Here is a 22,639-nt window from a genome sequence, read left to right on the forward strand (position 1 = left end):
CCATGAACCACGACGTCATCATCACCTGCGCCCTCACCGGCGCTGGCGACACGGTCGCCAAGAGTCACCTGGTCCCGGTCACCCCGAAACAGATCGCCGAAGCCGCCGTGGAAGCCGCCAAGGCCGGCGCCACCGTAGTCCACTGCCACGTCCGCGATCCACAGACCGGCCGTTTCAGCCGTGACGTGGCGCTGTACCGCGAAGTCATGGAGCGCATCCGCGAGGCCGACGTCGACATCATCGTCAACCTCACCGCCGGCATGGGCGGCGACCTGGAAATCGGCCCGGGTGAATCGCCGATGGAATTCGGCCCCGGCACCGACCTGATCGGCCCGTTGGAGCGCCTGGCCCACGTCGAAGCCCTGCTGCCGGAAATCTGCACCCTCGACTGCGGCACCCTCAACTTCGGCGACGGCAACGCCATCTATGTCTCCACCCCCGCGCAACTGCGCGCCGGTGCCAAGCGCATCACCGAGCTGGGCGTGAAAGCCGAGCTGGAGATCTTCGACACCGGCCACCTGTGGTTCGCCAAGCAGATGATGAAAGAAGGCCTGCTCGAAGACCCTTTGTTCCAGCTGTGCCTGGGCATCCCGTGGGGCGCACCGGCCGACACCACCACCATGAAGGCGATGGTCGACAACCTGCCAGCCAACGTCACCTGGGCCGGCTTCGGCATCGGCCGCATGCAGATGCCAATGGCCGCCCAGGCTGTGCTGCTCGGCGGCAACGTGCGAGTGGGCCTGGAAGACAACCTGTACCTGGACCGTGGCGTGCTGGCCAGCAATGGCCAGCTGGTGGAACGCGCTGCCGAAATCATCACCCGCATGGGTGGTCGCGTGCTCAGCCCGGCGGAAGGCCGGGAAAAAATGAACCTCAAGCGCCGCTGATCCCCTTCAGGAGACCGATATGCCCTTCATCACCGAGATCAAGACCTTCGCCGCCCTGGGTAGCGGCGTGATCGGCAGCGGCTGGGTCGCTCGCGCCCTGGCCCATGGCCTGGACGTGGTCGCCTGGGACCCAGCCCCCGGCGCCGAGCAAGCCCTGCGCAAGCGCATTGCCAACGCCTGGCCGGCACTGGAGAAACAAGGCCTGGCGCCAGGTGCATCGCAGAGCCGGCTGAAGTTCGTGGCCACCATCGAGGAATGCGTGCGCGACGCCGACTTCATCCAGGAAAGCGCACCCGAGCGCCTGGACCTCAAGCTCGACCTGCACGCCAGGATCAGCGCTGCCGCCAAGCCCGACGCGATCATCGGCTCCAGCACCTCGGGCCTGCTGCCCAGCGAGTTCTACGAGTCGGCCACTCACCCCGAGCGCTGCGTGGTCGGCCACCCGTTCAACCCGGTGTACCTGCTGCCGCTGGTCGAGATCGTCGGCGGCAACCGCACCGCACCTGAAGCCATCGAAGCCGCCAAGACCATCTACACCGCCCTCGGCATGCGCCCGCTGCATGTGCGCAAGGAAGTCCCTGGCTTCATCGCCGACCGTCTGCTCGAAGCGCTATGGCGCGAGGCCCTGCACCTGGTCAACGATGGCGTGGCCAGCACTGGCGAAATCGACGATGCGATCCGCTTCGGCGCCGGCCTGCGCTGGTCGTTCATGGGCACGTTCCTCACCTACACCCTGGCCGGTGGCGACGCCGGCATGCGCCACTTCATGGCCCAGTTCGGCCCGGCACTGAAGCTGCCCTGGACCTACCTGCCAGCGCCAGAGCTGACCGACAAGCTGATCGACGACGTGGTCGAAGGTACCTCGGATCAACTGGGTGAGCGCAGCATCGCCGCGCTGGAGCGCTATCGTGATGACACACTGCTGGCCGTGCTGGAAGCGGTGAAGACCAGCAAGGCCAACCACGGCATGGCCTTTGGCGACTGAGGAGCAGACGATGCCCGCACTGATCACCTACCGCACCCCGGTCCAGGAGGATTGGGTCGACTACAACGGGCACCTGCGCGATGCCTTCTACCTGCTGATCTTCAGCTACGCCACCGATGCGCTGATGGAGCGCATCGGCCTGGACGAAAGCAACCGCGGGCAGAGTGGCAACTCACTGTTCACCCTGGAAGCCCACATCAACTACCTGCACGAGGTGAAGCTTGGGACCGAGGTGTGGGTGCAGACGCAGATCATCGGCTTCGATCGCAAGCGCCTGCACGTCTATCACAGCCTGCACCGGGCCGGGTTCGACGAGGTGCTGGCGGCGAGCGAACAGATGCTGTTGCATGTGGACTTGGCGGGGCCGAGGTCAGCGCCGTTCAACGATATCAGTAGTCGTCTTCTGCAAGAATTGCTGGAGCAGGGGCGTGATGTTATTCCGCCAGAGTACGTAGGAAGGCGGATTCAACTGCCTTGAAAACGTGGTTGCCTACCTCACACGAAGTAGACAACCACGGGTACATCAAGCCAGGCCACGTCATATCACAGAAAGTTGAGAGAAATAATCGACGAGGTGACACTTCGGTCAAGGCCGTCGATGAAAACGATGTTGGGCTTGGATCGGTATACTTTGAAATAGCGGTCGAGCACGCTCGGCAGCGCTGCGTTGGCAAGCCTGGCCATCGCCAGGATGCTGGGCGTCGTCAGGCCTGGTGTGAGGGTCCAGGACAGAAGAAACAAATAGTGCTTGCCTAACCCGCCATGAGTTTGCCACTTCGCCAACTGATCCTGCGACATGGTGCTCAAGGTGGAGGTGTTGGTGTATTTGTCATACACAGCCAGTTGTCCGCCCCGAACCCCGTCCACATAACGGTAGCGACCCGACGCCGGTGAGAGGTAGTCATTGTAATCGAACACCATGATCGCCTTTCCGCGTACATCACCCAACTTCAAATGCGCCAGGTTGGTCACGGAAGTACTTCTGAACGTTCGAGTAAACCGTCCTACCTGTTCGGCAAGCAATCGCTTGGTCGTTTCCATGTTGCCGTTATGGTCACGGATGTGGGAAAACTTTAAAATTACCGTCTCACTCGGATACGCCGACAGGAAGCTGTTTACGTCGGCCAACACACTGTCCACATACTGACCGCTGCATCCCCGCTCATCGTTACGGTGATACGTGACAAGTTTCCCCTTGTCATAGTCTGCGCGAATGTCCAAGTAGCGCGCACCGTGGTTCAACTGCCCGCGAACCGTATGTTGCTGGTTACGGGACAATGACTGACCAAGCCCACTCGGGTGACAGTCACGCGTTGCTCCCATACCAGCATCATGGCTGCCAGGCAGCACGATCTGACTCAGTGTTTTTGTTGAATCAATGCGTTTCATCCAGCTTTCCGCTTCTGCCAATCGGTAGTTGCTGAACTCGAAGTGATTGGCCGGATTACTGCTCCCACGCTTTACATCCACAAAAATTTTCAGCTTGGTTGCCATGTCCAGCCCTTCGACGCGAACCTTTCCGCCGCCGATATGCACGCAGTGCCGCCCCCCGAACCACCAGTTGTTACCCGACCCCGCGCGCCCTTGGCCAATGTAGAGATCATCGAGCCTGACGCTGGCTACCCGGCTTCCAAGGTTGCCACCTGTCAGCTTGACCATGAGGTCGACATAGAATGCAAAGTTCAGCTTTCCCGGCGTATGGTTGAAGGTGCATTGGCTGGCAGGAACTCTACTTTTCCACCATGAAGCAACGGCCGCAGATGCTTTACGGCCGACCTTGAAACGCAGCCTGCCGTTTTCGCCAAAGGTTTTAACTTGCCCTGCATGATTGTAGCCATTGGGGTCCTGCCCGCCGGTGACGGACAGCCCTTTCACCCGGCAAGTACCACCTATAACCTTATACTCTCGTCGTAACGAAGTACCGTCTATGTAAGGTGCAATAAGCGTTGCATCATTATGCCTATAAATCACAACACGTCCTCTATTTAACTGGTTTTCCGCCGACTGCAATCGGCGCCAGAAAATAGAAACACAGCACAAAAAATTAATATGCAGCGGTGTCATGTAGGCTCACTACCTACAACTCGCGGCACTTTGCACCCGATTGGAAATAGGGTAGGAATCGATGCCCTCTGGCAAATAAAAAAGCCCCGGAAAGCCGTGAGCATCCGGGGCCAAGAGCGAGCAACATCCACTGTGCATGAGTGAGGGTGACCAAACCCTCGTGGACCGTGAATGACTGCAGTCTGCTGGCTTCCCGGCCCGTGCAATTAGCCGGGAGCGACCTGTTCTTAGCCAAACCAGCCATTGCGACATTCTGCCCTTGCGGGCGTGTCGCTGCAGACACAGAATCGGTCGTAAATCACAGCAGCACTCTCTTCGCGATAAAAGGGACAACAGCCATGATGCATGCGGATTTGATAGACCAGGACGACCTGGCAGGCCACCTGCGCGCACGCGGGTTCGACATTCCCGCCGGGGCCAGTGCCGAGCAGGCCTGCGAAGCGGTGGTGCGGGGGCTGACCGAGCCTAATGCGCGGGCGCTGAAGGGGATGGTGGAGCAGATGTATACCGGCAGTGCGACGATTCTGCCGGCGGTGCGTCAGGCCATCGACAAGCAGCTCTTGCCAGCATTGGCCCAGTTCAACAAACGCGCCTGATAGCGTTTTCCTGTACCAGCCTCTTCGCGGCTAAAGCCGCTCCCACAGATACTGCACCGAATTCAAAAGCGGTGCAGTGCCTGTGGGAGCGGCTTTAGCCGCGAAGAAGGCAACTCGGTGTCAGAGCCTTACACTGGCAAAAGTCGACTCGTTGCGCGCCTGGCTCAGCGCTGCCATCGGTCCGCTGTGTGGCGACAGGGTCATGGCCTGCGGGATCGGCATCATCGCCACCTGTTGCGCGGTGTTGGAACCGACGCGCTCGTCACGCGGCGGAATGCCGAAGTACTCGCGGTAGCACTTGGAGAAGTGCGGGGTGGAGACGAAGCCGCACACCGACGCCACTTCGATGATCGACATCGGCGTCTGCTTGAGCAGCTGCCGCGCGCGGATCAGGCGCAGCTTCAGGTAGTAGCGCGACGGCGAACAATGCAGGTACTTCTGGAACAGCCGTTCGAGCTGACGACGCGATACCGACACATACACCGCCAGTTCGTCGAGGTCGATCGGCTCTTCGAGATTGGCCTCCATCAGCGCGACAATTTCCTGCAGCTTCGGCTGGTTGGTGCCGAGCATGTGCTTGAGCGGCACGCGCTGGTGGTCCTGTTCGTTGCGGATACGCTCGTAGACGAACATCTCGGAGATCGCCGCCGACAGCTCGCGGCCGTGATCGCGACTGATCAGGTGCAGCATCATGTCCAGCGGCGCGGTGCCGCCGGAGCTGGTGAAGCGGTTGCGGTCGAGGGTGAACAGGCGGGTGCTCATGTTGACCCGTGGGAAGGCCTCCTGCATGGCTGCCAGGCATTCCCAGTGCACGCTGCAATCGAAGCCATCGAGCAGGCCGGCGCAAGCCAAGGCCCAGCTGCCGGTACACACTGCACCAAGGCGACGCGACTGGCGCGCCTGGGCCTGCAGCCAGGTGACATGCTCACGGGTAACGGTGCGCTGAATGCCGACACCACCGCAGACGATCACGGTATCGATCGGCGGTGCGTTGTGCATGGCGGCGTCGGGGGTGATCTGCAGGCCGTCGCTGGCCCACACCTGGCCGCCATCCACGGTCAGCGTGTGCCAGCGGTACAGCTCGCGGCCGGACAGCTGGTTGGCCATGCGCAGCGGCTCGACGGCCGATGCCAGGGAAATCAGGGTGAAATTGTCCAATAGAAGAAACCCGATGGACTGGGGTGCTGTGCGGTTCTGGGTTGGGTTCCCGGAGGTGTACGACGTCATCGCGATTTCTCCTCACACAAATGCAGGGTGTGCCTCAGGCGGGCACTGATTTCTTGTTATGGCCCCAGATCTTGTGTGCAGGGGCTTGTTGCCAATCTCAACGCAAAGGCCGTGCCTGAAATTGAACGGCCATCCAAAAAAACCTGAAAACGACGCCTTCGTTCGGCAAATCAGGCACTTCGATCGAGTTGGCATTTCTTCGCAAAGCGCCGTGCTAGCGCCTTGCGTGTAACGGCTGAGCAATTTGGTGACACGCGCAGTGTAGGTTGCCCAGAAACGACACTCTTGAGTGTCACCGACAATGCCCGCACTGATAGCGACACCCGACGATCGGTACGCACTGTAATGGGGCTTGATGCACTGAAAACATTCAAGGGCCTCTTCGCGGGCACGCCCGCTCCCACAGAGTCATGCGTACCCTGTGGGAGCGGGCGTGCCCGCGAAGAGGCCCTTGAGGCTAGCCTAGGAACTCAGCATTCGATGGCGCTGACCGCCAGGCCACCGCGCGAGGTCTCTTTATACTTGTCGTGCATGTCGGCCCCGGTGTCGCGCATGGTGCGGATCACCTGGTCGAGGGAGATAAAGTGCTCGCCATCGCCGCGCAGCGACATCTGCACGGCATTGATCGCCTTCACCGCAGCAATCGCATTGCGCTCGATGCACGGCACCTGCACCAGGCCGCCAACCGGGTCGCAGGTCAGGCCGAGGTTGTGCTCCAGGGCGATCTCGGCAGCGTTCTCAACCTGCGGCGGAGTCGCCCCGAGGACCTCGGCAAGGCCGGCAGCGGCCATGGCGCAGGCCGAGCCGACCTCACCCTGGCAACCGACTTCGGCACCGGAAATCGACGCGTTCTTCTTGCACAGGATGCCCACCGCCGCCGCAGCGAGGAAGTAATCGACCACACTGGAGTCGGTCACCGCATCGCTGAAGCGCATGTAGTAGTGCAGCACCGCCGGGATGATGCCGGCCGCGCCATTGGTGGGCGCAGTGACCATGCGCCCGCCAGCCGCGTTCTCTTCGTTCACCGCCAGGGCGAACAGGTTGACCCACTCCATGGCGCTCATGGTCGAGCCGATCACGTTGGGTTTGCCGATCTCCTGCAGGCTGCGGTGCAGCTTGGCGGCGCGGCGGCGCACGTTGAGCCCGCCGGGCAGCGTGCCTTCATATTTAAGGCCGTTGTTGACGCATTCCTGCATGGCTTCCCAGAGCTTGTGCAGGCCGGCGCGGATCTCTTCTTCGCTGCGCCAGACCTTCTCGTTGGCCATCATCAATTGCGACACGCTGAGGTCGTTTTGCTTGCACAGGCGCAGCAGCTCGGCGGCGCTGTTGAAATCGTATGGCAGCACCGTCTGGTCGGCATCCAGCACGCCGCTGGCGGCCTGGGCGGCGTCGACCACGAAGCCGCCACCCACCGAGTAGTAGGTGTCGCGGTGCAGCTCGCCCTGGGCGCCTTCGGCGATCAGGGTCATGGCGTTGGGGTGGTACGGCAGGTTCTCGTCCAGCAGCAGCATGTCGCGGGCCCAGACGAACTCGATGGGCAGGCGATTATCCAGCTTGAGGGTGTTGGTTTCGCGCAGGTCGGCGATACGCGGGACGATCTGGGTCGGGTCGATGGCGTCCGGCCATTCGCCCATCAGGCCCATGATGGTGGCGTTGTCGGTGCCATGGCCGATGCCGGTGGCCGACAGCGAACCGTACAGCCGCACTTCGATCCGTTGCACCTGTTCCAGCTCGCCGCGCTCACGCAGGCCCTGGACGAACAAGGCGCCAGCACGCATGGGGCCGACGGTGTGGGAGCTGGAAGGCCCGACACCGATCTTGAACAGGTCGAACACGCTGATGGCCATTGTCGCTTCACCTCTTGCTGGGCTTGTCTCTGCGCGCCATGCGCAGGGCGGGGCAACTGCTAGGCTGAAGCTGCGAGCCGCCACGAATGCACGCATCATCGGGCTTTTGCCTACCCCCTCGCCGTCTGCAACCGACGTACTTTTGTCCAGCAGCGCCGCAGCCTTTTCGGCCACCTGCGCGCCGCTTTCGAGCGGCTTGGTGACGCAAAAATGCGGCTACAGGGGAGGAAAAACTCATAAACGACATCGCCCGTACTGGATGCGACCCGTTCCGTACTGGTTACGACCCCACCAGTAGGCGATTGCCCGGCGCTGGAGGATTATCGAAAGCGACTCGTAAAGCACGGCCACGCAACCTGCCCTCTGCAGGCCTGGTCGACCGGACCCTGAGAACGCCCGGCGACCCATGCGAACCCGAAGACAAAATCACAGGAGTCCATCCATGAAAGGTTCACCCTCGCTGTTGCTGGTCGCAATGCTGTCCGCGCCTCTGCTGGCCCAGGCCGCCGAGCCCGAGCAGTGCCAGACGGTACGTTTCTCCGATGTCGGCTGGACCGACATCACCGTCACTACGGCGACCACCAGCGTTGTGCTCGAAGCACTGGGTTACAAGACCCACACCACCATGATCTCGGTACCGGTGACCTACAAGTCGCTGGCCACCGGCAAGGACCTGGACGTGTTTCTCGGCAACTGGATGCCGACCATGGAGAACGACATCAAGCAGTACCGCGATGCCGGCACTGTCGAAACCGTGCGCGCCAACCTGGAAAACGCCAAGTACACCCTGGCCGTGCCCCAGGCGCTGTATGACAAGGGGCTGAAGGATTTCAGCGACATTCCCAAGTTCAAGAAGGAACTGGACGGCAAGATCTACGGCATCGAGCCCGGCAACGACGGCAACCGCACCATCCAGAGCATGATCGACAAGAACGCCTTCGGCCTGAAGGACGCCGGTTTCAAGATCGTGCAGTCGAGCGAGGCCGGCATGCTGTCGCAGGTCGACCGTGCGCAGAAGCGTGGCGAGGCGGTGGTGTTCCTGGGCTGGGAACCGCACCCGATGAACACCCGCTTCAAGATGCAGTACCTGACCGGCGGGGACGAGTTCTTCGGCCCAGAGTTCGGCAAGGCCACCGTGCTGACCAACACCCGCAAGGGCTATGTGCAGGAGTGCAGCAACGTCGGCCAGCTGCTGAAGAATCTGCAGTTCGAACTCAAGGATGAAAGCACCATGATGGGCTACGTCCTGGACGACAAGATGAAGCCCGAGGCGGCCGCCAAGAAGTGGCTCAAGGACAACCCCGGCAAGCTGGACACCTGGCTGGCGGGCGTCACCACCGTGGATGGCAAACCCGGCCTTGAGGCGGCCAAGGCCAAGCTCGCTCAATAACGCAATACGTCGTAGCGCTACCTCGGGGCGGGACCGTGCCCGCCCCGGACTGATTTCAATCTTTGCAGGTGGAAGCTCGCTATCATGCTTATCGATCAGAAAATACCCTTGGGTCAGTACATCGCGTCGTTCGTCGAATGGCTGACCCAGAATGGCGCGAACTATTTCGACGCCATTGCCCGAGGCCTGGAGTTCATGATCCATGGCGTCACCAGTACCCTGACCTTCTTCAACCCGTTCGTGCTCATCGCCCTGTTCGCCGCCCTGGCGCATTTCATCCAGCGCAAGTGGGCGCTTACCGCATTCGTTGCCCTCTCCTTCCTGCTGATCCTCAACCTGGGGTACTGGCAGGAAACCATGGAGACCCTGGCCCAGGTGACCTTCGCCACCGTGGTCTGCGTGGCCATCGGCGTGCCGCTGGGCATCGTCGCCGCGCACAAGCCGATGTTCTACACCGCCATGCGCCCGGTGCTCGACCTGATGCAGACCGTGCCGACCTTCGTCTACCTGATCCCGACCCTGACCCTGTTCGGCCTGGGCGTGGTGCCGGGGCTGATCTCGACGGTGGTGTTCGCCATCGCCGCGCCAATCCGCCTCACCTATCTGGGCATCTGCGACGTACCTCAGGAGCTGATGGACGCCGGCAAGGCCTTCGGCTGTTCGCGCCGACAGCTGCTCACCCGCATCGAACTGCCGCACGCGATGCCAAGCATCGCCGCCGGCGTCACCCAGTGCATCATGCTGTCGCTGTCGATGGTGGTGATCGCCGCCCTGGTGGGCGCCGATGGACTGGGCAAACCTGTGGTCAACGCACTGAACACCGCCGATATCTCCCTGGGCTTCGAAGCGGGCCTGGCGATCGTGCTGCTGGCGATCATGCTCGACCGTATCTGCAAGCAACCGGAACTGCCGGTAAGGGGTGAGGCATGAGCATCATTCGATTCGAAGACGTCGACGTCATTTTCTCCAACAAGCCGCGCGAAGCACTGGCGCTGCTGGACAAGGGCCAGACCCGCGAGCAGATCCTCAAGCAGACTGGCCTGGTGGTCGGTGTGGAAAAGGCCAATCTGGATATCAACAAAGGCGAGATTTGCGTGCTGATGGGCCTGTCCGGCTCGGGCAAGTCGAGCCTGCTGCGCTGCATCAACGGCCTCAACACCGTGAGCCGCGGCAAGCTGTTCGTCGAGCATGAAGGCAAGCACATCGACATTGCCCACTGCACCCCGGCAGAACTGAAGATGATGCGCACCAAGCGCATCGCCATGGTGTTCCAGAAGTTCGCCCTGATGCCGTGGCTGACGGTGCGCGAGAACATCAGCTTCGGCCTGGAAATGCAGGGCCGCCCGGAAAAGGAACGGCGCAAGCTGGTCGACGAGAAGCTCGAACTGGTCGGCCTGACCCAGTGGCGCAACAAGAAGCCGGACGAACTTTCCGGCGGCATGCAGCAGCGCGTGGGCCTGGCCCGGGCGCTGGCGATGGATGCCGACATCCTGCTGATGGACGAACCGTTCTCGGCCCTCGACCCGCTGATCCGCCAAGGCCTGCAAGACGAACTGCTGGGCCTGCAGGCCAAGCTGAGCAAGACCATCGTGTTCGTCAGCCACGACCTCGACGAGGCCCTGAAGCTGGGCAGCCGCATCGCCATCATGAAGGACGGGCGGATCATCCAGTACAGCAAGCCGGAAGAGATCGTGCTCAACCCGGCCGACGAGTACGTGCGTACCTTCGTCGCCCACACCAACCCGCTGAACGTGCTGTGCGGCCGCAGCCTGATGCGCAGCCTCGACAACTGCAAACGGGTCAATGGCTCGGTGTGCCTGGACCCGGGTGGCGATTCGTGGCTGGATTTGGGCGAAGGGAATTCGATCAAGCGTGCACGCCAGGGGCAGAACGGGCTGGACATGCAGAACTGGGCGCCGGGGCAGGCTGTGGAAGGCTTGGGCCGCAAGCCGACTTTGGTGCATGCCGACATTGGCATGCGTGAGGCGCTGCAGATTCGTTACCAGACGGGGAACAAGCTGGTGCTGCAGGAGAATGACAAGGTGGTGGGGATTCTTGGGGATACCGAGCTTTACCACGCCTTGCTTGGCAAGAATCACGGCTGATGCCTTTGGGGCCGCGTTGCGGCCCTTTCGCGACACAAGGCCGCTCCTACAGGGGACCGCGTAATCCTGTAGGAGCGGCCTTGTGTCGCGAAAGGAGGGCAAAGCCCTCCCAGCATACTGTCAGCGAACGACGATCCCGCGCGAAGCCATGTAGGCCTTGGCCTCTGGCACCGTGTACTCGCCAAAGTGGAAGATACTGGCCGCCAGCACCGCGCTGGCATGCCCTTCCAGAATCCCGTCGGCCAGGTGCTGCAGGTTACCCACACCACCGGACGCGATCACCGGAATCCCCAGCGCATCGCTGATGGCACGGGTTACACCCAGGTCGAAACCGTTCTTCATGCCGTCCTGGTCCATGCTGGTCAGCAGGATCTCGCCGGCACCCAGGCCTTCCATCTTCTTCGCCCATTCAACGGCATCCAGCCCGGTCGGCTTGCGCCCGCCGTGGGTGAAGATCTCCCAGCGCGGCGCTTCACCTGGCCCGGACACTTTCTTGGCGTCGATGGCGACGACGATGCACTGCGAACCGAAACGGTCCGCCGCCTCACCGACGAACTCCGGGTTGAACACCGCGGCAGTGTTGATCGAAACCTTGTCGGCACCGGCGTTGAGCAGGTTGCGGATGTCCTGCACGGTGCGCACGCCACCGCCCACGGTCAGCGGGATGAACACCTGGCTGGCCATGCGCTCGACGGTATGCAGGGTGGTGTCGCGGCCATCGACGCTGGCCGTGATGTCGAGGAAGGTGATTTCGTCGGCACCCTGCTCGTTGTAGCGACGGGCGATTTCCACCGGGTCGCCGGCATCACGGATGTTCTCGAACTTGACGCCCTTGACCACCCGGCCGTTGTCCACGTCCAGGCAAGGGATGATGCGCTTGGCCAGTGCCATGGTTCAGTCCTCAGCCTTGGTAGTTGTCGCAGAAGGCCTGGGCCTCGGCGACATCGAGGGTGCCTTCGTAGATGGCACGGCCGGTGATGGCGCCGATGATGCCCGGGGCCTTGGCGTCCAGCAGGGCCTTGATGTCACCCAGGTTGTGGATGCCGCCCGAGGCGATGACCGGGATGCGCGTAGCTTCGGCCAGGGCTTTGGTGAAGGGCACGTTGCAGCCCTGCATCATGCCGTCCTTGGCGATGTCGGTGTAGACGATCGCCGAGACGCCATCGGCCTCGAAACGCTTGGCCAGGTCGATGACCTGCACCGAGCTCACTTCCGCCCAGCCGTCGGTGGCGACGAAGCCGTCTTTGGCGTCCAGGCCGACAATGACCTTGCCCGGGAACGCCTTGCACGCTTCGGCAACGAATTCAGGCTGCTTGACCGCCTTGGTGCCGATGATCACGTAGCTGACGCCAGCCTTGACGTAGTGCTCGATGGTTTCCAGCGAGCGGATGCCGCCGCCGATCTGGATCGGCAGGTTCGGGTAGTGCTTGGCGATGGCGGTAACCACTTCACCGTTGACCGGCTGGCCTTCGAAGGCGCCGTTGAGGTCAACCAGGTGCAGGCGGCGGCAGCCACCCTCGACCCACTTGGCAGCCATGCTCACCGGGTCGTCGGAGAATACCGTGGAGTCTTCCATGCGGCCCTGGCGCAGGCGCACGCAGGCACCGTCCTTCAGATCGATAGCGGGGATAATCAGCATCTTGGGAACCTGTCTGTTCTTGGGGGTTCAGGGCTTTTCGAGTGCCCACAGATCGCTTTCGATGCTCTCGAACCGCTCCTTGAGGTGCAGCTGAACATCGGCAATCGCCCTGTTGTAGTAATGGGGTGCAATTTCTTTGCTGAACAGCTCGAGGACCTCGGCCACCTCGAACGACCCGAGCTGCAGCTCGAAGCGGTCTTCCAGGAAACGCTTGAGCGTGTCGAGCGCCTCGCGTTCCTCTTCGGGGGCCAGGGTGATGACCGGGGCCTTGGTCTTCGAACGGCTCATTTACCAGCGCCCGTCCCAGGCGACGAAGTTCTGCAGCAACTGCAGGCCATGGGTATGGCTCTTCTCCGGGTGGAACTGCACGGCAAAGCGCGAGCCATCGGCCAGCGCAGCAGCGAAGTCGACGCCATAGTGGCCGCGGCCGACTACCTGGCCCGGCTTGCCGGCATTGATGTAGTAGCTGTGCACGAAGTAGAAACGCGCACGGTCGGAAATGTCGTGCCACAGCGGGTGGTCGATGGTCTGGCTGACTTCGTTCCAGCCCATGTGCGGCACCTTCAGGTGCTCGCCGTCTTCTTTCAGGTCTTTGCCGAAGAAGCGCACCTGGCCAGGGAACAGGCCGATGCAGTCGACACCGTCGTTCTCTTCGCTATGGTCGAGCAGCGCTTGCATGCCGACGCAGATGCCGAGGAACGGGCGGTCCTGGCTGACTTCGCGGACCAGGCTGTCGAAGCCCAGGCGGCGGATCTCGGCCATGCAGTCACGGATCGCGCCTACGCCCGGGAACACCACGCGGTCAGCCTCGCGGATCACCGCGGCGTCGCTGGTGACCAGCACCTTGCCGGCGCCGACGTGCTCGAGCGCCTTGGCCACCGAGTGCAGGTTGCCCATGCCATAGTCGATTACGGCTACCGTCTGCATTTACAGGCACCCTTTGGTCGACGGCATCTGCCCGGCCATGCGCTCGTCGAGGGTCACGGCCATGCGCAGGGCGCGGCCGAAAGCCTTGAACACGGTTTCGATCTGGTGGTGGGTGTTGTGGCCACGCAGGTTGTCGATGTGCAGGGTCACCAGGGCGTGGTTGACGAAGCCCTGGAAGAACTCCTGGAACAGGTCGACATCGAAGCCGCCAACGCTGGCGCGGGTGTAGGGCACATGCATCTGCAGGCCTGGGCGGCCGGAGAAGTCGATGACCACGCGCGACAGCGCTTCGTCCAGCGGCACGTAGGCATGGCCGTAGCGGAAGATACCTTTCTTGTCGCCGATGGCCTGGGCGAATGCCATGCCCAGGGTGATACCGACGTCTTCGACGGTATGGTGATCGTCGATATGCAGGTCACCCTTGCACTCAATATCCAGATCGATCAGCCCATGACGGGCGATCTGGTCCAGCATGTGTTCAAGGAAAGGCACACCGATATCGAATCGGGCCTTGCCACTGCCATCGAGGTTGATCGAGCACTTGACCTGGGTTTCCAGGGTATTGCGCTCGACGGAAGCCTTACGTTCGACCATCACCAGCTCCGCAAAATCATTGGGCGAAAAGGGCTTCATTATAGGCCCAGAACGCGCCAGCTTGAAACGCGGATGACATATGGCATGGCAAGGAATTGCGGGGCCGGACGGCCCTACAGGTCTATACAACCGAGTAATTGGGGCTGCTTTGCAGCCCATCGCGACACAAGGCCGCTCCCACAGGGACCGTGCAACCTTGAAGCTCATGCGGTCCATGTGGGAGCGGCCTTGCGTCGCGAAAGGGGCGCAAAGCGCCCCCCATGCAGCTACCTCAATGGAACAGGACTGCCGTCTTCTGCAGGGTAATCCACACACCCCAGGCCAACGGCACGACCACCACAGCCCAGGCCAGCAGCACCAGCGGCAAGCTACCCGGTGCGGCATGCCACTCCAGCGAACGCGCACCGTCAGCACCTTTGTCGTGGCTCAGCGCACGTTCGGCAGCCAACTCGGCATCGCTCATGAAGTGCTTGTCGGCGACCGGGCGGATCAGCAGGTTGCAGAAGAAGCCCAGCACCAGCAGGCCGGCGAGAATGTACAGGGTCATGTCGTAGGCCGCTGCACGCTCCACACCCGCCGCCAGCTGGTACTCGCGCAGGTAGGTGATCAGCACCGGGCCCAGCACGCCGGCTGCAGCCCAGGCAGTCAGCAGGCGACCGTGGATGGCACCGACCATCTGCGTGCCGAACAGGTCAGCCAGGTAGGCCGGCACGGTAGCGAAACCACCGCCGTACATCGACAGAATGATGCAGAACGCCGCCACGAACAGCGCCACGTTGCCCAGGTGGCCCATGTTCGGCACCAGGCTATAAAGGCCGACGCCCAGGGCGAAGAAGGCAAAGTAGGTGTTCTTGCGGCCGATGTAGTCGGAGAACGACGCCCAGAAGAAGCGGCCACCAATGTTGAACAGGCTCAGCAGGCCGGTGAAGCCGGCAGCAATGGCCGCGATCTGCGCCAATTGCGCGGCATTCAGCTCGCTGAAGCTCAGCTCGTTGCCCAGCAGCTTGCCGGCGAACACTTCCTGCAGCAGCGGCGAAGCCATGCCGAGGATGCCGATACCGGCCGAAACGTTCAGGCACAGCACCAGCCATACCAGAGCGAACTGCGGGGTTTTCCAGGCGACGCTGACGTGCACGTGGCGGTCGGTGACCATGCCGTTGCCGACTTTCTTCGCCGGTGCGGTCCAGCCTTCAGGCTTCCAGCCGGTTGGCGGCACGCGGTAAGCCAGGGCGCCAGCGGTCATGAAGACGAAGTAGATCGCGGCCATGGCGACGAAGCTCTGCCACACGCCTACCTCATGTTCATTGCCGAAGTGCCCCATCAGCGCGGTGGCCAGCGGTGCGCCAACCATGGCACCACCACCGAAGCCCATGATCGCCATGCCGGTGGCCATGCCGCGTTTGTCCGGGAACCACTTGATCAGGGTCGAGACCGGCGAGATGTAGCCCAGGCCCAGGCCGATACCGCCAATCACACCGGAGCCGAGCCACATCAGCCACAGCTGGTGAGTCTTCACGCCGATCGCCGAGATCAGCATGCCGCCGCACCAGCACAGGGCCGAAACCAGGCCGGCCTTGCGCGGGCCGGCGTGTTCCAGCCAGCCGCCGAGCACCGCTGCCGAGCAGCCAAGGAAGACGAAGAACAGGGTGTAGATCCAGCTCAGCATCGAGATCGGCCAGTCGCATTCGGCGCTGAACATACGGGCGATGAAGCCCATGTCCGCCGAACAGGCAACAGGCGCGGTGATGCCGATGGCTTGCGACAGTGGCAGCCAGAACACCGAGAAGCCGTAGGCCATGCCGATGCACAGGTGGATAGCCAGGGCTGCTGGCGGGACCAGCCAGCGGTTGAAGCCCGGACGGGCGATGATGCGCTCCTTCGACAGGAAGCTTGGCGCGCTGGCCAGCCCCACAGCCGTGGTGGTACTGCTCATGGATTCGATCCTTTTGTAGGTAGACAGTGCTGGCGGATGGCGACCCGGGCTCTTGTTCTCGCACGCAAGGCGAACGGGCCTTTTCCCTGGGTAACGGCCCGCGACAATGGGTCGCGGCCGCTCCGCAAAGCGGCACAAGGGTACCAGTTCGCAGATGACATGAAAGCAATCTGATATCGTTATTTTTCCCGTGGCTGAATCGGTATTTCAGCAGAATCCAGCAGCGAAGGAACTGACAAAGCCACAACTGTCGAATCCCGCAATCATCGGAAATACCCTGCATCGCACGTCGAATACGCAGGGCCCACCCCTGCGGCGCTATACTCAGCCGTTCGGAATTCACACTACGGACTACAAGGACTCGCCCATGAAAGCGTTCGGCAAAATCCTGGGACTGGGGCTTCTCGGGTTGCTGCTGATCATCGTGGCGCTGGGCTTCGCCCTGACCCACCTCTTCGATCCCAACGACTACAAAGACGAGATCCGCCAGTTGGCGCGCGACAAGGCCCACGTCGAGCTGACCCTCAACGGCGACATCGGCTGGAGCCTGTTCCCCTGGCTGGGCCTGGAACTGCACGACGCCAGCATCGCCACCCAGACCAAACCCAAGGAACCGTTCGCCGACCTGCAGATGCTCGGCCTCTCCGTGCGTGTGCTGCCATTGCTGCGCCGCGAAGTGCAGATGAGCGATGTGCGCGTCGAAGGCCTCAACCTGACCCTGGCGCGTGACGAAAGCGGCCACGGCAACTGGGAAGACATCGGCAAGCCGCTGCCGGCTGCAACCGACAGCACGGCCAATGCGCCCGCCCAGGCAACTGCCGAGCAACCCGCCAAACCTGCTGAAAGCAGCAGTGAGCGCGCGGTGAAGCTCGACATCGACAGCCTCACCGTGAACAACGCCCGGGTTTACTACACCGATGCCAAGAGCGGCCAGAGTTACAGCGCCGAAAGCATCCAGCTGAGTACTGGCCCGGTCCACGAAGGCACCAACATCGCCCTCAAGGCCAGTGCCTTCCTCAGCGCCAGCCAGCCGGCCATCAAGGCCCGCACCGAACTTGCCGGCGAGCTGCGTTTCGATCGCCAGCTCAAGCGCTACAACTTCGAAGACCTTCGCCTGACCGGCGAAACCTCGGGCGAACCTACCGGCGGCAAGACCGTCACCTTCGGCGCCCAAGGCCAACTGCTGGTCGACATGGGTGCCAACGTGGCCTCGTGGAGCGGCCTGAAAGTCTCGGCCAACCAGCTGCGCGCCCTCGGTGAGCTGAACCTGCGCGACCTCGACAAGGCGCCGCAACTGAGCGGCGGCCTGTCCATCGCCCAGTTCAACCTGCGCACCTTCCTCGACGGCATCGGCCACCCGCTGCCGGCCACCCAAGACGCGGCCGCGTTCGGCAAGCTGGAGCTGGTGACCCGCCTGCAAGGCACGCCGACCAGCCTGACCCTCGCCGACCTGGCCGTGAAACTGGACGACACCACCTTCACTGGCCGCGTAGCCATCGAGGACTTCGCCAGGCAGGCCCTGCGCCTGCAGCTCAAAGGCGACAAGTTCGACGCCGATCGCTACATGCCGGCCAAGAGCGAAGAGGCCAAGGGCGCCACTGCCGCACGCCAGGCCGAGGTCCAGCAACAGGAATCCACCGCAGTCGCCGCTGCCGGTAGCTCGCCGCTGCCCAACGCCCCGACCCAGGTAGCCTGGAGCGACGACAAGCTGCTGCCGGTCGACCGCCTGCGCGCACTCGACCTGCAGGCCGACCTGGCCTTCGGCTCGCTGACCCTGGACAAACTGCCGATCAGCGATGCTCAGTTGCAGGCCACCAGCCAGGGCGGCCTGCTGACCTTGCAGGCCCTGCGTGGCGGCCTCTACAACGGCACCTTCGAAGCCAAGGGCAACGTCGACGTACGCCCTGCCGTACCGCAGCTCGGGATCAACACCAAGATCAACCGTGTACCGGTCGAGCACTTCATCAAGGCCGAAGGCAAGGAGCAGACGCCGCCGGTCAAAGGCCTGCTGACCCTGACCAGTGATCTGACCGCCACTGGTAACAGCCAGAAGGCACTGGTCGACACCCTCAATGGCAGCGCAAACTTCACCATCAATGACGGCGTGCTGGTCAACGCCAACCTCGAACAGCAACTCTGCCAGGCCATCGCCACCCTCAACCGCAAGACGTTGAGTGGCGAGCCACGCGGCAAGGACACCCCGTTCGAAGAACTGCGCGGCAGCCTGGTGATTCGCAATGGCGTGGCCAGCAACCCGGACCTGAAGGCGCGTATCCCGGGCCTGACCGTCAATGGCCATGGCGACCTCGACCTGCGCGTGCTGGGCATGGACTACAACATCGGCGTGATCGTCGAAGGTGACCAGCGCGCCATGCCCGACCCGGCCTGCCAGGTCGGTGAGCGCTTCGTCGGCGTGGAAGTACCGCTGCGCTGCCGTGGCCCGCTGGAGCTCGGCGCCAAGGCCTGCCGCCTGGACCAGGACGGCATGGGCAAGGTCGCGGCCAAGCTGGCCGGCGACCGCCTTAAAGACAAGATCAATGAAAAACTCGGAGACAAAGTGAGCCCAGAACTGAAAGACGCGCTCAAGGGGCTGTTCAAGCGATGACCCCCACGCAGTTCTCCAGCGCCGTGCTGGATTGGTACGACCAGCACGGTCGCCACGACCTGCCCTGGCAACAGGGCATCAACCCATACCGCGTGTGGGTGTCGGAAATCATGCTGCAGCAGACCCAGGTCAGCACCGTGCTCAACTACTTCGACCGCTTCATGCAGGCCCTGCCGACCGTCCAGGCCCTGGCCGAGGCGCCGGAGGACGAAGTGCTGCACCTGTGGACCGGCCTTGGCTACTACACCCGCGCCCGCAACCTGCAGAAGGCGGCGAAGATCGTCGTCGAGCAGCATGGCGGTGAGTTCCCGCGCAGCGTCGAGCAGCTTACCGAGCTGCCCGGCATTGGCCGTTCCACGGCTGGCGCCATCGCCAGCATCAGCATGGGCATCCGCGCGCCGATTCTCGATGGCAACGTCAAGCGCGTGCTGGCCCGCTACACCGCCCAGGTCGGCTACCCCGGCGAGCCCAAGGTGGCCAACCAGCTGTGGGCCACGGCCGAGCGCTTCACCCCGCAGCAGCGCGCCAACCACTACACCCAGGCGATGATGGACATGGGCGCAACGCTTTGCACGCGCAGCAAGCCCAGCTGCCTGATCTGCCCGTTGCAGCGCGGCTGCGAAGCGCACCTGCACGGCGAAGAAACCCGCTACCCCGAGCCCAAGCCACGCAAGGCACTGCCGCAACGGCGCACGCTGATGCCGCTGCTGGCCAACCACGAAGGCGCCATCCTGCTTTACCGGCGCCCATCCAGTGGCCTGTGGGGCGGCTTGTGGAGCCTGCCGGAGCTGGACGATATCGCCCAGCTCGACGACCTCGCCTACCAGCACGGCCTGCGCCTGGCCGAAAGCCGCGCGCTGGACGGCCTGACCCACACCTTCAGCCACTTCCAGCTGGCGATCGAGCCCTGGCTGGTACGTGTCGACCCGGTCGGCCAGCACGTGGCCGAGGCCGACTGGCTCTGGTATAACCTCGCCACCCCGCCGCGCCTGGGCCTCGCCGCCCCGGTCAAGAAGCTGCTCAAACGCGCGGCCGACGAACTGATTGCAGGAGAAGCCCGATGACCCGCACCGTGATGTGCCGCAAGTACAAAGAAGAACTCCCAGGCCTGGCCCGCCCGCCCTACCCCGGCGCCAAGGGCCAGGACATCTTCGACCACATCTCGGAGAAAGCCTGGGAAGACTGGAAGAAACACCAGACCATGCTGATCAACGAAAAGCGCCTGAACATGATGAACGGCGAGGACCGCAAGTACCTCCAGGGCGAGATGGACAAGTTCTTCGCTGGCGAGGAATACGCCCAGGCGGAAGGCTACGTTCCACCCGCCGAATGACCCCATGAAACGTAAGCGACGGAATTAATTTAAAATTTTTTCAAAAAGTCGTTGACGGGCCGTCAGAAAATCTATTTAATTCACCTCGTCGCCCAGATAGCTCAGTCGGTAGAGCAGAGGATTGAAAATCCTCGTGTCGGCGGTTCGACTCCGTCTCTGGGCACCACCTTCAAGCTTCTGGTGGTTGCAAAGTTACCCGAAGCGACAACAAGAAACCCGCCTAGTGCGGGTTTTTTGTTGTCTGTGATTTATGCCTCAGGAGTGGCAACTATCTGCCTTTGCCGCACTCGCTAGCCGCCCCCCCCAATCACACTCCATTTGCTCCATCTCAAGAGCACGCGTGATGTCGCTTTGTGCAGCGGCCAATAACGCAGGATCGTTTTCTTCAAGGCAGGCCTCAAGATACGCGGCCACGTCTCCTTCAGTTTTCAGGTGGGCAGCAGCATCCCACCTGGTCAGTTTGATATCAGTCATACGCGGTGACCTCGTGCTCGCAAAGAGCAAAATGTGCCTCTGTGTACCAACAACATCAAACCGGACCTGTTTCAAACTGTTGGATCAGACACCGCGGAACCATCCTGAACGGCCATTGACCCGTATCAACATTTCCCTCGACGCCCAATCTCACAATCTCAGGTGGACATTCGACCCAACCTCGCAAGGACCTCCATGAGCGAAGAAGCCACCCTCCTGCTCCCCGCCCCCGACGAATCCTCTTCCCCCACCCCTGCCGCACCTCGCACGCGCCGCCCCCGCCAACGTAAACCCGAGCCCGCCATCACTCAGGTCAGCCAGGCCCCAGCCGCGCTCGAAGTGGCCAGCGCTCCGAAGGGCAGCAACGAGGACAGCACCTCGGCACGCCTGCCGGCCAGCTACCCGTACCGCACCCGCCTGCGCCGCCAGGATTACGAAAAGGCCAAGCACGCACTGCAGATCGAATTGCTGAAGGTACAAAGCTGGGTCAAGGAAACCGGCCAGCGCGTGGTGATCCTGTTCGAGGGGCGTGACGCGGCGGGCAAGGGTGGCACCATCAAGCGTTTCATGGAGCACCTCAACCCACGCGGCGCACGGATCGTTGCACTGGAGAAGCCTTCCGAGCAGGAGCTGGGGCAGTGGTACTTCCAGCGCTACATCCAGCACCTGCCCACGGCGGGCGAAATGGTCTTCTTCGACCGCTCCTGGTACAACCGCGCCGGCGTCGAGAAGGTCATGGAGTTCTGCTCGCCGCTGCAGTACCTGGAGTTCATGCGCCAGGCCCCGGACCTGGAGCGGATGCTGTGCAACAGCGGCATCCTGCTGTTCAAGTACTGGTTCTCGGTAAACCGTGAAGAACAGCTGCGCCGCTTCATCTCGCGCCGGGACGACCCGCTCAAGCACTGGAAGCTGTCGCCCATCGACATCAAGTCGCTGGACAAGTGGGAAGACTACACCGCAGCCAAGGAGGCGATGTTCTTCCATACCGATACCGCCGATGCGCCGTGGACGGTGATCAAGTCGGATGACAAGAAGCGCGCGCGGATCAACTGCATCCGGCATTTCCTGCACTCGCTGGACTACCCAGGCAAGGACCACCGCGTGGCGCATGCGCCAGACGAACTGCTGGTCGGCCGGGCATCACGCGGGTTTGAGGAAGACGAACCGACACCGCCCGCCAGTTGAATCGCCTGGGCGGCTGCGCTTCAATACGCGCAATTTCCGAACACCCCAAGGATCCACACCCCATGGCCACCCCAACCAAGCAACAGAAACGCGCCAAGCGCGCCGCCAGCAAAGCCAAGCAGAACCGCATGGTGCGCAGTGGCCAGGCGGTCAAGGCCAGCGCCGGTGACAGCGCGAGCATCGAGCAGGTGTTCAACAAGGCCATGGAGACCGACAGCTACAAAGAGCTGTTCGACAAAATGAAGGCCGCCCAGGAAACAGGCCTGGTGGCGATGATCTCGGTGTTCCTGGTCGACCCGCTGCTGGCCTTGGTACTCAAGGGCCACAAGGAAGAGCACGCCACCGACTACATCGTGCTGGTGTTCAATGCCTACCGCACCTGGCTCGACGGCGCCGACGAAGACACCACCATGGCCTGGCTGGAGAGCGATGAGTTCCAGGAAGCCTATATCGCCGCTTCCGAGCTGGTGGCCAAGCAGCAGCAACAGCAGAAGCAGTTTGGCTGATCGGGCCATGTAACCTGTTCCCGCCTCTTCGCGGGCACGCCCGCTTGTATGGTTAGACTTGAAGGGGTGGTGGGACTAAATGCCCGATTCTGACTGTTCGCAGCAGTACAGACCGTGGGAGACATCGCCCCACCCCTTCCACCAAAGCGCCGATAAAGAATGCATCGTTTGCAAGCGACGATAGAAGCAAGCCAGCGCCTCTTGGTGAAACCCCTTCAAGCCGAAAAACCATAACGTGAGGTGGCTCCCATGGCAATGCAGGTTGGAAAGCTGATCGTGGGTGCGGATGTCGCAAAAGCTGAACTGGTGATTCATCACGATGATTGCGATGAGATCATCAGG

Annotated in this window: 22 protein-coding genes and 1 tRNA gene; 13 read left to right on the forward strand and 10 right to left on the reverse strand. The window is 62.4% G+C overall.

Features of this window, described 5'->3' with window-relative positions; genetic code table 11:
* The first annotated feature begins 2 nt into the window (after window positions 1-2).
* The 3 genes from N430_RS23300 to N430_RS23310 are packed head-to-tail and all read left to right on the forward strand — an operon-like array spanning window position 3 to window position 2,350.
* Window positions 3-887 (forward strand): 3-keto-5-aminohexanoate cleavage protein, encoded by an 885-nt coding sequence (locus N430_RS23300; RefSeq protein ID WP_110639171.1) that lies wholly within the window; start codon window positions 3-5, stop codon window positions 885-887.
* A gap of 19 nt (window positions 888-906) precedes the next feature.
* Complete coding sequence (locus N430_RS23305; protein ID WP_110639170.1) at window positions 907-1,872, forward strand: L-carnitine dehydrogenase; 966 nt, start codon at window positions 907-909, stop codon at window positions 1,870-1,872.
* Window positions 1,873-1,882: 10 nt separating this feature from the next.
* Window positions 1,883-2,350 carry a thioesterase family protein gene (locus N430_RS23310; RefSeq protein WP_110639169.1) on the forward strand — a complete coding sequence of 156 codons (468 nt, stop codon included), beginning with the start codon at window positions 1,883-1,885 and terminating at the stop codon, window positions 2,348-2,350.
* A gap of 65 nt (window positions 2,351-2,415) precedes the next feature.
* On the opposite strand, the gene N430_RS23315 is transcribed toward N430_RS23310, so the two are convergent.
* Entirely contained in the window at window positions 2,416-3,936 is a 1,521-nt protein-coding gene (locus N430_RS23315) for a hypothetical protein (protein ID WP_133248872.1), read from the reverse strand.
* Between the two features lie 338 nt (window positions 3,937-4,274).
* Here N430_RS23315 and N430_RS23320 point away from each other — a divergent pair, with 338 nt between their 5' ends.
* Window positions 4,275-4,532, forward strand: coding sequence for a hypothetical protein (locus tag N430_RS23320; RefSeq protein WP_003255717.1), 258 nt, complete (start codon window positions 4,275-4,277; stop codon window positions 4,530-4,532).
* 120 nt (window positions 4,533-4,652) lie between these two features.
* Here N430_RS23320 and N430_RS23330 read toward each other — a convergent pair whose 3' ends face one another.
* Together N430_RS23330 and N430_RS23335 are read right to left on the reverse strand one after the other, a co-directional pair.
* Window positions 4,653-5,759 carry a GlxA family transcriptional regulator gene (locus tag N430_RS23330; protein WP_060512237.1) on the reverse strand — a complete coding sequence of 369 codons (1,107 nt, stop codon included), beginning with the start codon at window positions 5,757-5,759 and terminating at the stop codon, window positions 4,653-4,655.
* A gap of 470 nt (window positions 5,760-6,229) precedes the next feature.
* Window positions 6,230-7,606 carry an L-serine ammonia-lyase gene (locus tag N430_RS23335; protein ID WP_110639167.1) on the reverse strand — a complete coding sequence of 459 codons (1,377 nt, stop codon included), beginning with the start codon at window positions 7,604-7,606 and terminating at the stop codon, window positions 6,230-6,232.
* A 442-nt stretch (window positions 7,607-8,048) separates the two neighbouring features.
* Between N430_RS23335 and N430_RS23340 the strand changes: the two genes are divergently transcribed.
* The 3 genes from N430_RS23340 (at window position 8,049) to choV (ending at window position 11,101) form a co-directional block, all read left to right on the forward strand.
* The gene (locus tag N430_RS23340) at window positions 8,049-8,996 is read left to right on the forward strand and encodes a choline ABC transporter substrate-binding protein (protein ID WP_110639166.1); all 948 of its coding nucleotides are present in this window, start codon (window positions 8,049-8,051) and stop codon (window positions 8,994-8,996) included.
* A gap of 81 nt (window positions 8,997-9,077) precedes the next feature.
* Window positions 9,078-9,926, forward strand: coding sequence for a choline ABC transporter permease subunit (gene choW / locus N430_RS23345; protein ID WP_177408542.1), 849 nt, complete (start codon window positions 9,078-9,080; stop codon window positions 9,924-9,926).
* The gene (choV, locus tag N430_RS23350) at window positions 9,923-11,101 is read left to right on the forward strand and encodes a choline ABC transporter ATP-binding protein (RefSeq protein WP_027917566.1); all 1,179 of its coding nucleotides are present in this window, start codon (window positions 9,923-9,925) and stop codon (window positions 11,099-11,101) included. The genes choW and choV overlap by 4 nt, the downstream gene beginning before the upstream one ends.
* A 120-nt stretch (window positions 11,102-11,221) precedes the next feature.
* On the opposite strand, the gene hisF is transcribed toward choV, so the two are convergent.
* The 6 genes from hisF to N430_RS23380 form a co-directional block, all read right to left on the reverse strand.
* The gene (gene hisF / locus N430_RS23355; RefSeq protein WP_011536177.1) at window positions 11,222-11,992 is read right to left on the reverse strand and encodes an imidazole glycerol phosphate synthase subunit HisF; all 771 of its coding nucleotides are present in this window, start codon (window positions 11,990-11,992) and stop codon (window positions 11,222-11,224) included.
* A 10-nt stretch (window positions 11,993-12,002) separates the two neighbouring features.
* On the reverse strand, window positions 12,003-12,740 hold the full coding sequence (gene hisA, locus N430_RS23360) for a 1-(5-phosphoribosyl)-5-[(5-phosphoribosylamino)methylideneamino]imidazole-4-carboxamide isomerase (RefSeq protein ID WP_110639165.1): 738 nt from the start codon (window positions 12,738-12,740) through the stop codon (window positions 12,003-12,005).
* 27 nt (window positions 12,741-12,767) lie between these two features.
* The gene (locus tag N430_RS23365; protein ID WP_060512242.1) at window positions 12,768-13,028 is read right to left on the reverse strand and encodes a DUF2164 domain-containing protein; all 261 of its coding nucleotides are present in this window, start codon (window positions 13,026-13,028) and stop codon (window positions 12,768-12,770) included.
* Window positions 13,029-13,667: an imidazole glycerol phosphate synthase subunit HisH gene (gene hisH, locus N430_RS23370; RefSeq protein WP_060512243.1), complete on the reverse strand. Its 639-nt coding sequence runs from the start codon at window positions 13,665-13,667 to the stop codon at window positions 13,029-13,031. It abuts the gene before it with no gap.
* Complete coding sequence (gene hisB, locus N430_RS23375; protein ID WP_023532883.1) at window positions 13,668-14,261, reverse strand: imidazoleglycerol-phosphate dehydratase HisB; 594 nt, start codon at window positions 14,259-14,261, stop codon at window positions 13,668-13,670.
* A 271-nt stretch (window positions 14,262-14,532) separates the two neighbouring features.
* Entirely contained in the window at window positions 14,533-16,194 is a 1,662-nt protein-coding gene (locus N430_RS23380) for an OFA family MFS transporter (protein WP_110639164.1), read from the reverse strand.
* Between the two features lie 367 nt (window positions 16,195-16,561).
* Between N430_RS23380 and N430_RS23385 the strand changes: the two genes are divergently transcribed.
* From N430_RS23385 to N430_RS23400, 4 genes are all read left to right on the forward strand, one after another.
* The gene (locus N430_RS23385) at window positions 16,562-18,799 is read left to right on the forward strand and encodes an AsmA family protein (RefSeq protein ID WP_110639163.1); all 2,238 of its coding nucleotides are present in this window, start codon (window positions 16,562-16,564) and stop codon (window positions 18,797-18,799) included.
* On the forward strand, window positions 18,796-19,863 hold the full coding sequence (gene mutY, locus N430_RS23390) for an A/G-specific adenine glycosylase (RefSeq protein WP_110639162.1): 1,068 nt from the start codon (window positions 18,796-18,798) through the stop codon (window positions 19,861-19,863). Before N430_RS23385 ends, mutY begins: the two co-directional genes overlap by 4 nt.
* Window positions 19,860-20,132 (forward strand): oxidative damage protection protein, encoded by a 273-nt coding sequence (locus tag N430_RS23395; protein WP_110639161.1) that lies wholly within the window; start codon window positions 19,860-19,862, stop codon window positions 20,130-20,132. The genes mutY and N430_RS23395 overlap by 4 nt, the downstream gene beginning before the upstream one ends.
* A gap of 90 nt (window positions 20,133-20,222) precedes the next feature.
* A tRNA-Phe gene (locus N430_RS23400) sits at window positions 20,223-20,298 on the forward strand.
* Window positions 20,299-20,387: 89 nt separating this feature from the next.
* On the opposite strand, the gene N430_RS23405 is transcribed toward N430_RS23400, so the two are convergent.
* Window positions 20,388-20,606 carry a DNA-binding protein gene (locus N430_RS23405; RefSeq protein WP_256592176.1) on the reverse strand — a complete coding sequence of 73 codons (219 nt, stop codon included), beginning with the start codon at window positions 20,604-20,606 and terminating at the stop codon, window positions 20,388-20,390.
* Window positions 20,607-20,801: 195 nt separating this feature from the next.
* Between N430_RS23405 and ppk2 the strand changes: the two genes are divergently transcribed.
* Together ppk2 and N430_RS23415 are read left to right on the forward strand one after the other, a co-directional pair.
* Window positions 20,802-21,791, forward strand: coding sequence for a polyphosphate kinase 2 (ppk2, locus tag N430_RS23410; RefSeq protein WP_110639160.1), 990 nt, complete (start codon window positions 20,802-20,804; stop codon window positions 21,789-21,791).
* A 62-nt stretch (window positions 21,792-21,853) separates the two neighbouring features.
* Window positions 21,854-22,297: a hypothetical protein gene (locus N430_RS23415; protein ID WP_110639159.1), complete on the forward strand. Its 444-nt coding sequence runs from the start codon at window positions 21,854-21,856 to the stop codon at window positions 22,295-22,297.
* Window positions 22,298-22,639: the final 342 nt, after the last annotated feature.

The organism is Pseudomonas sp. CC120222-01a, assembly GCF_003097235.1.
Taxonomy (GTDB): Bacteria; Pseudomonadota; Gammaproteobacteria; order Pseudomonadales; family Pseudomonadaceae; genus Aquipseudomonas.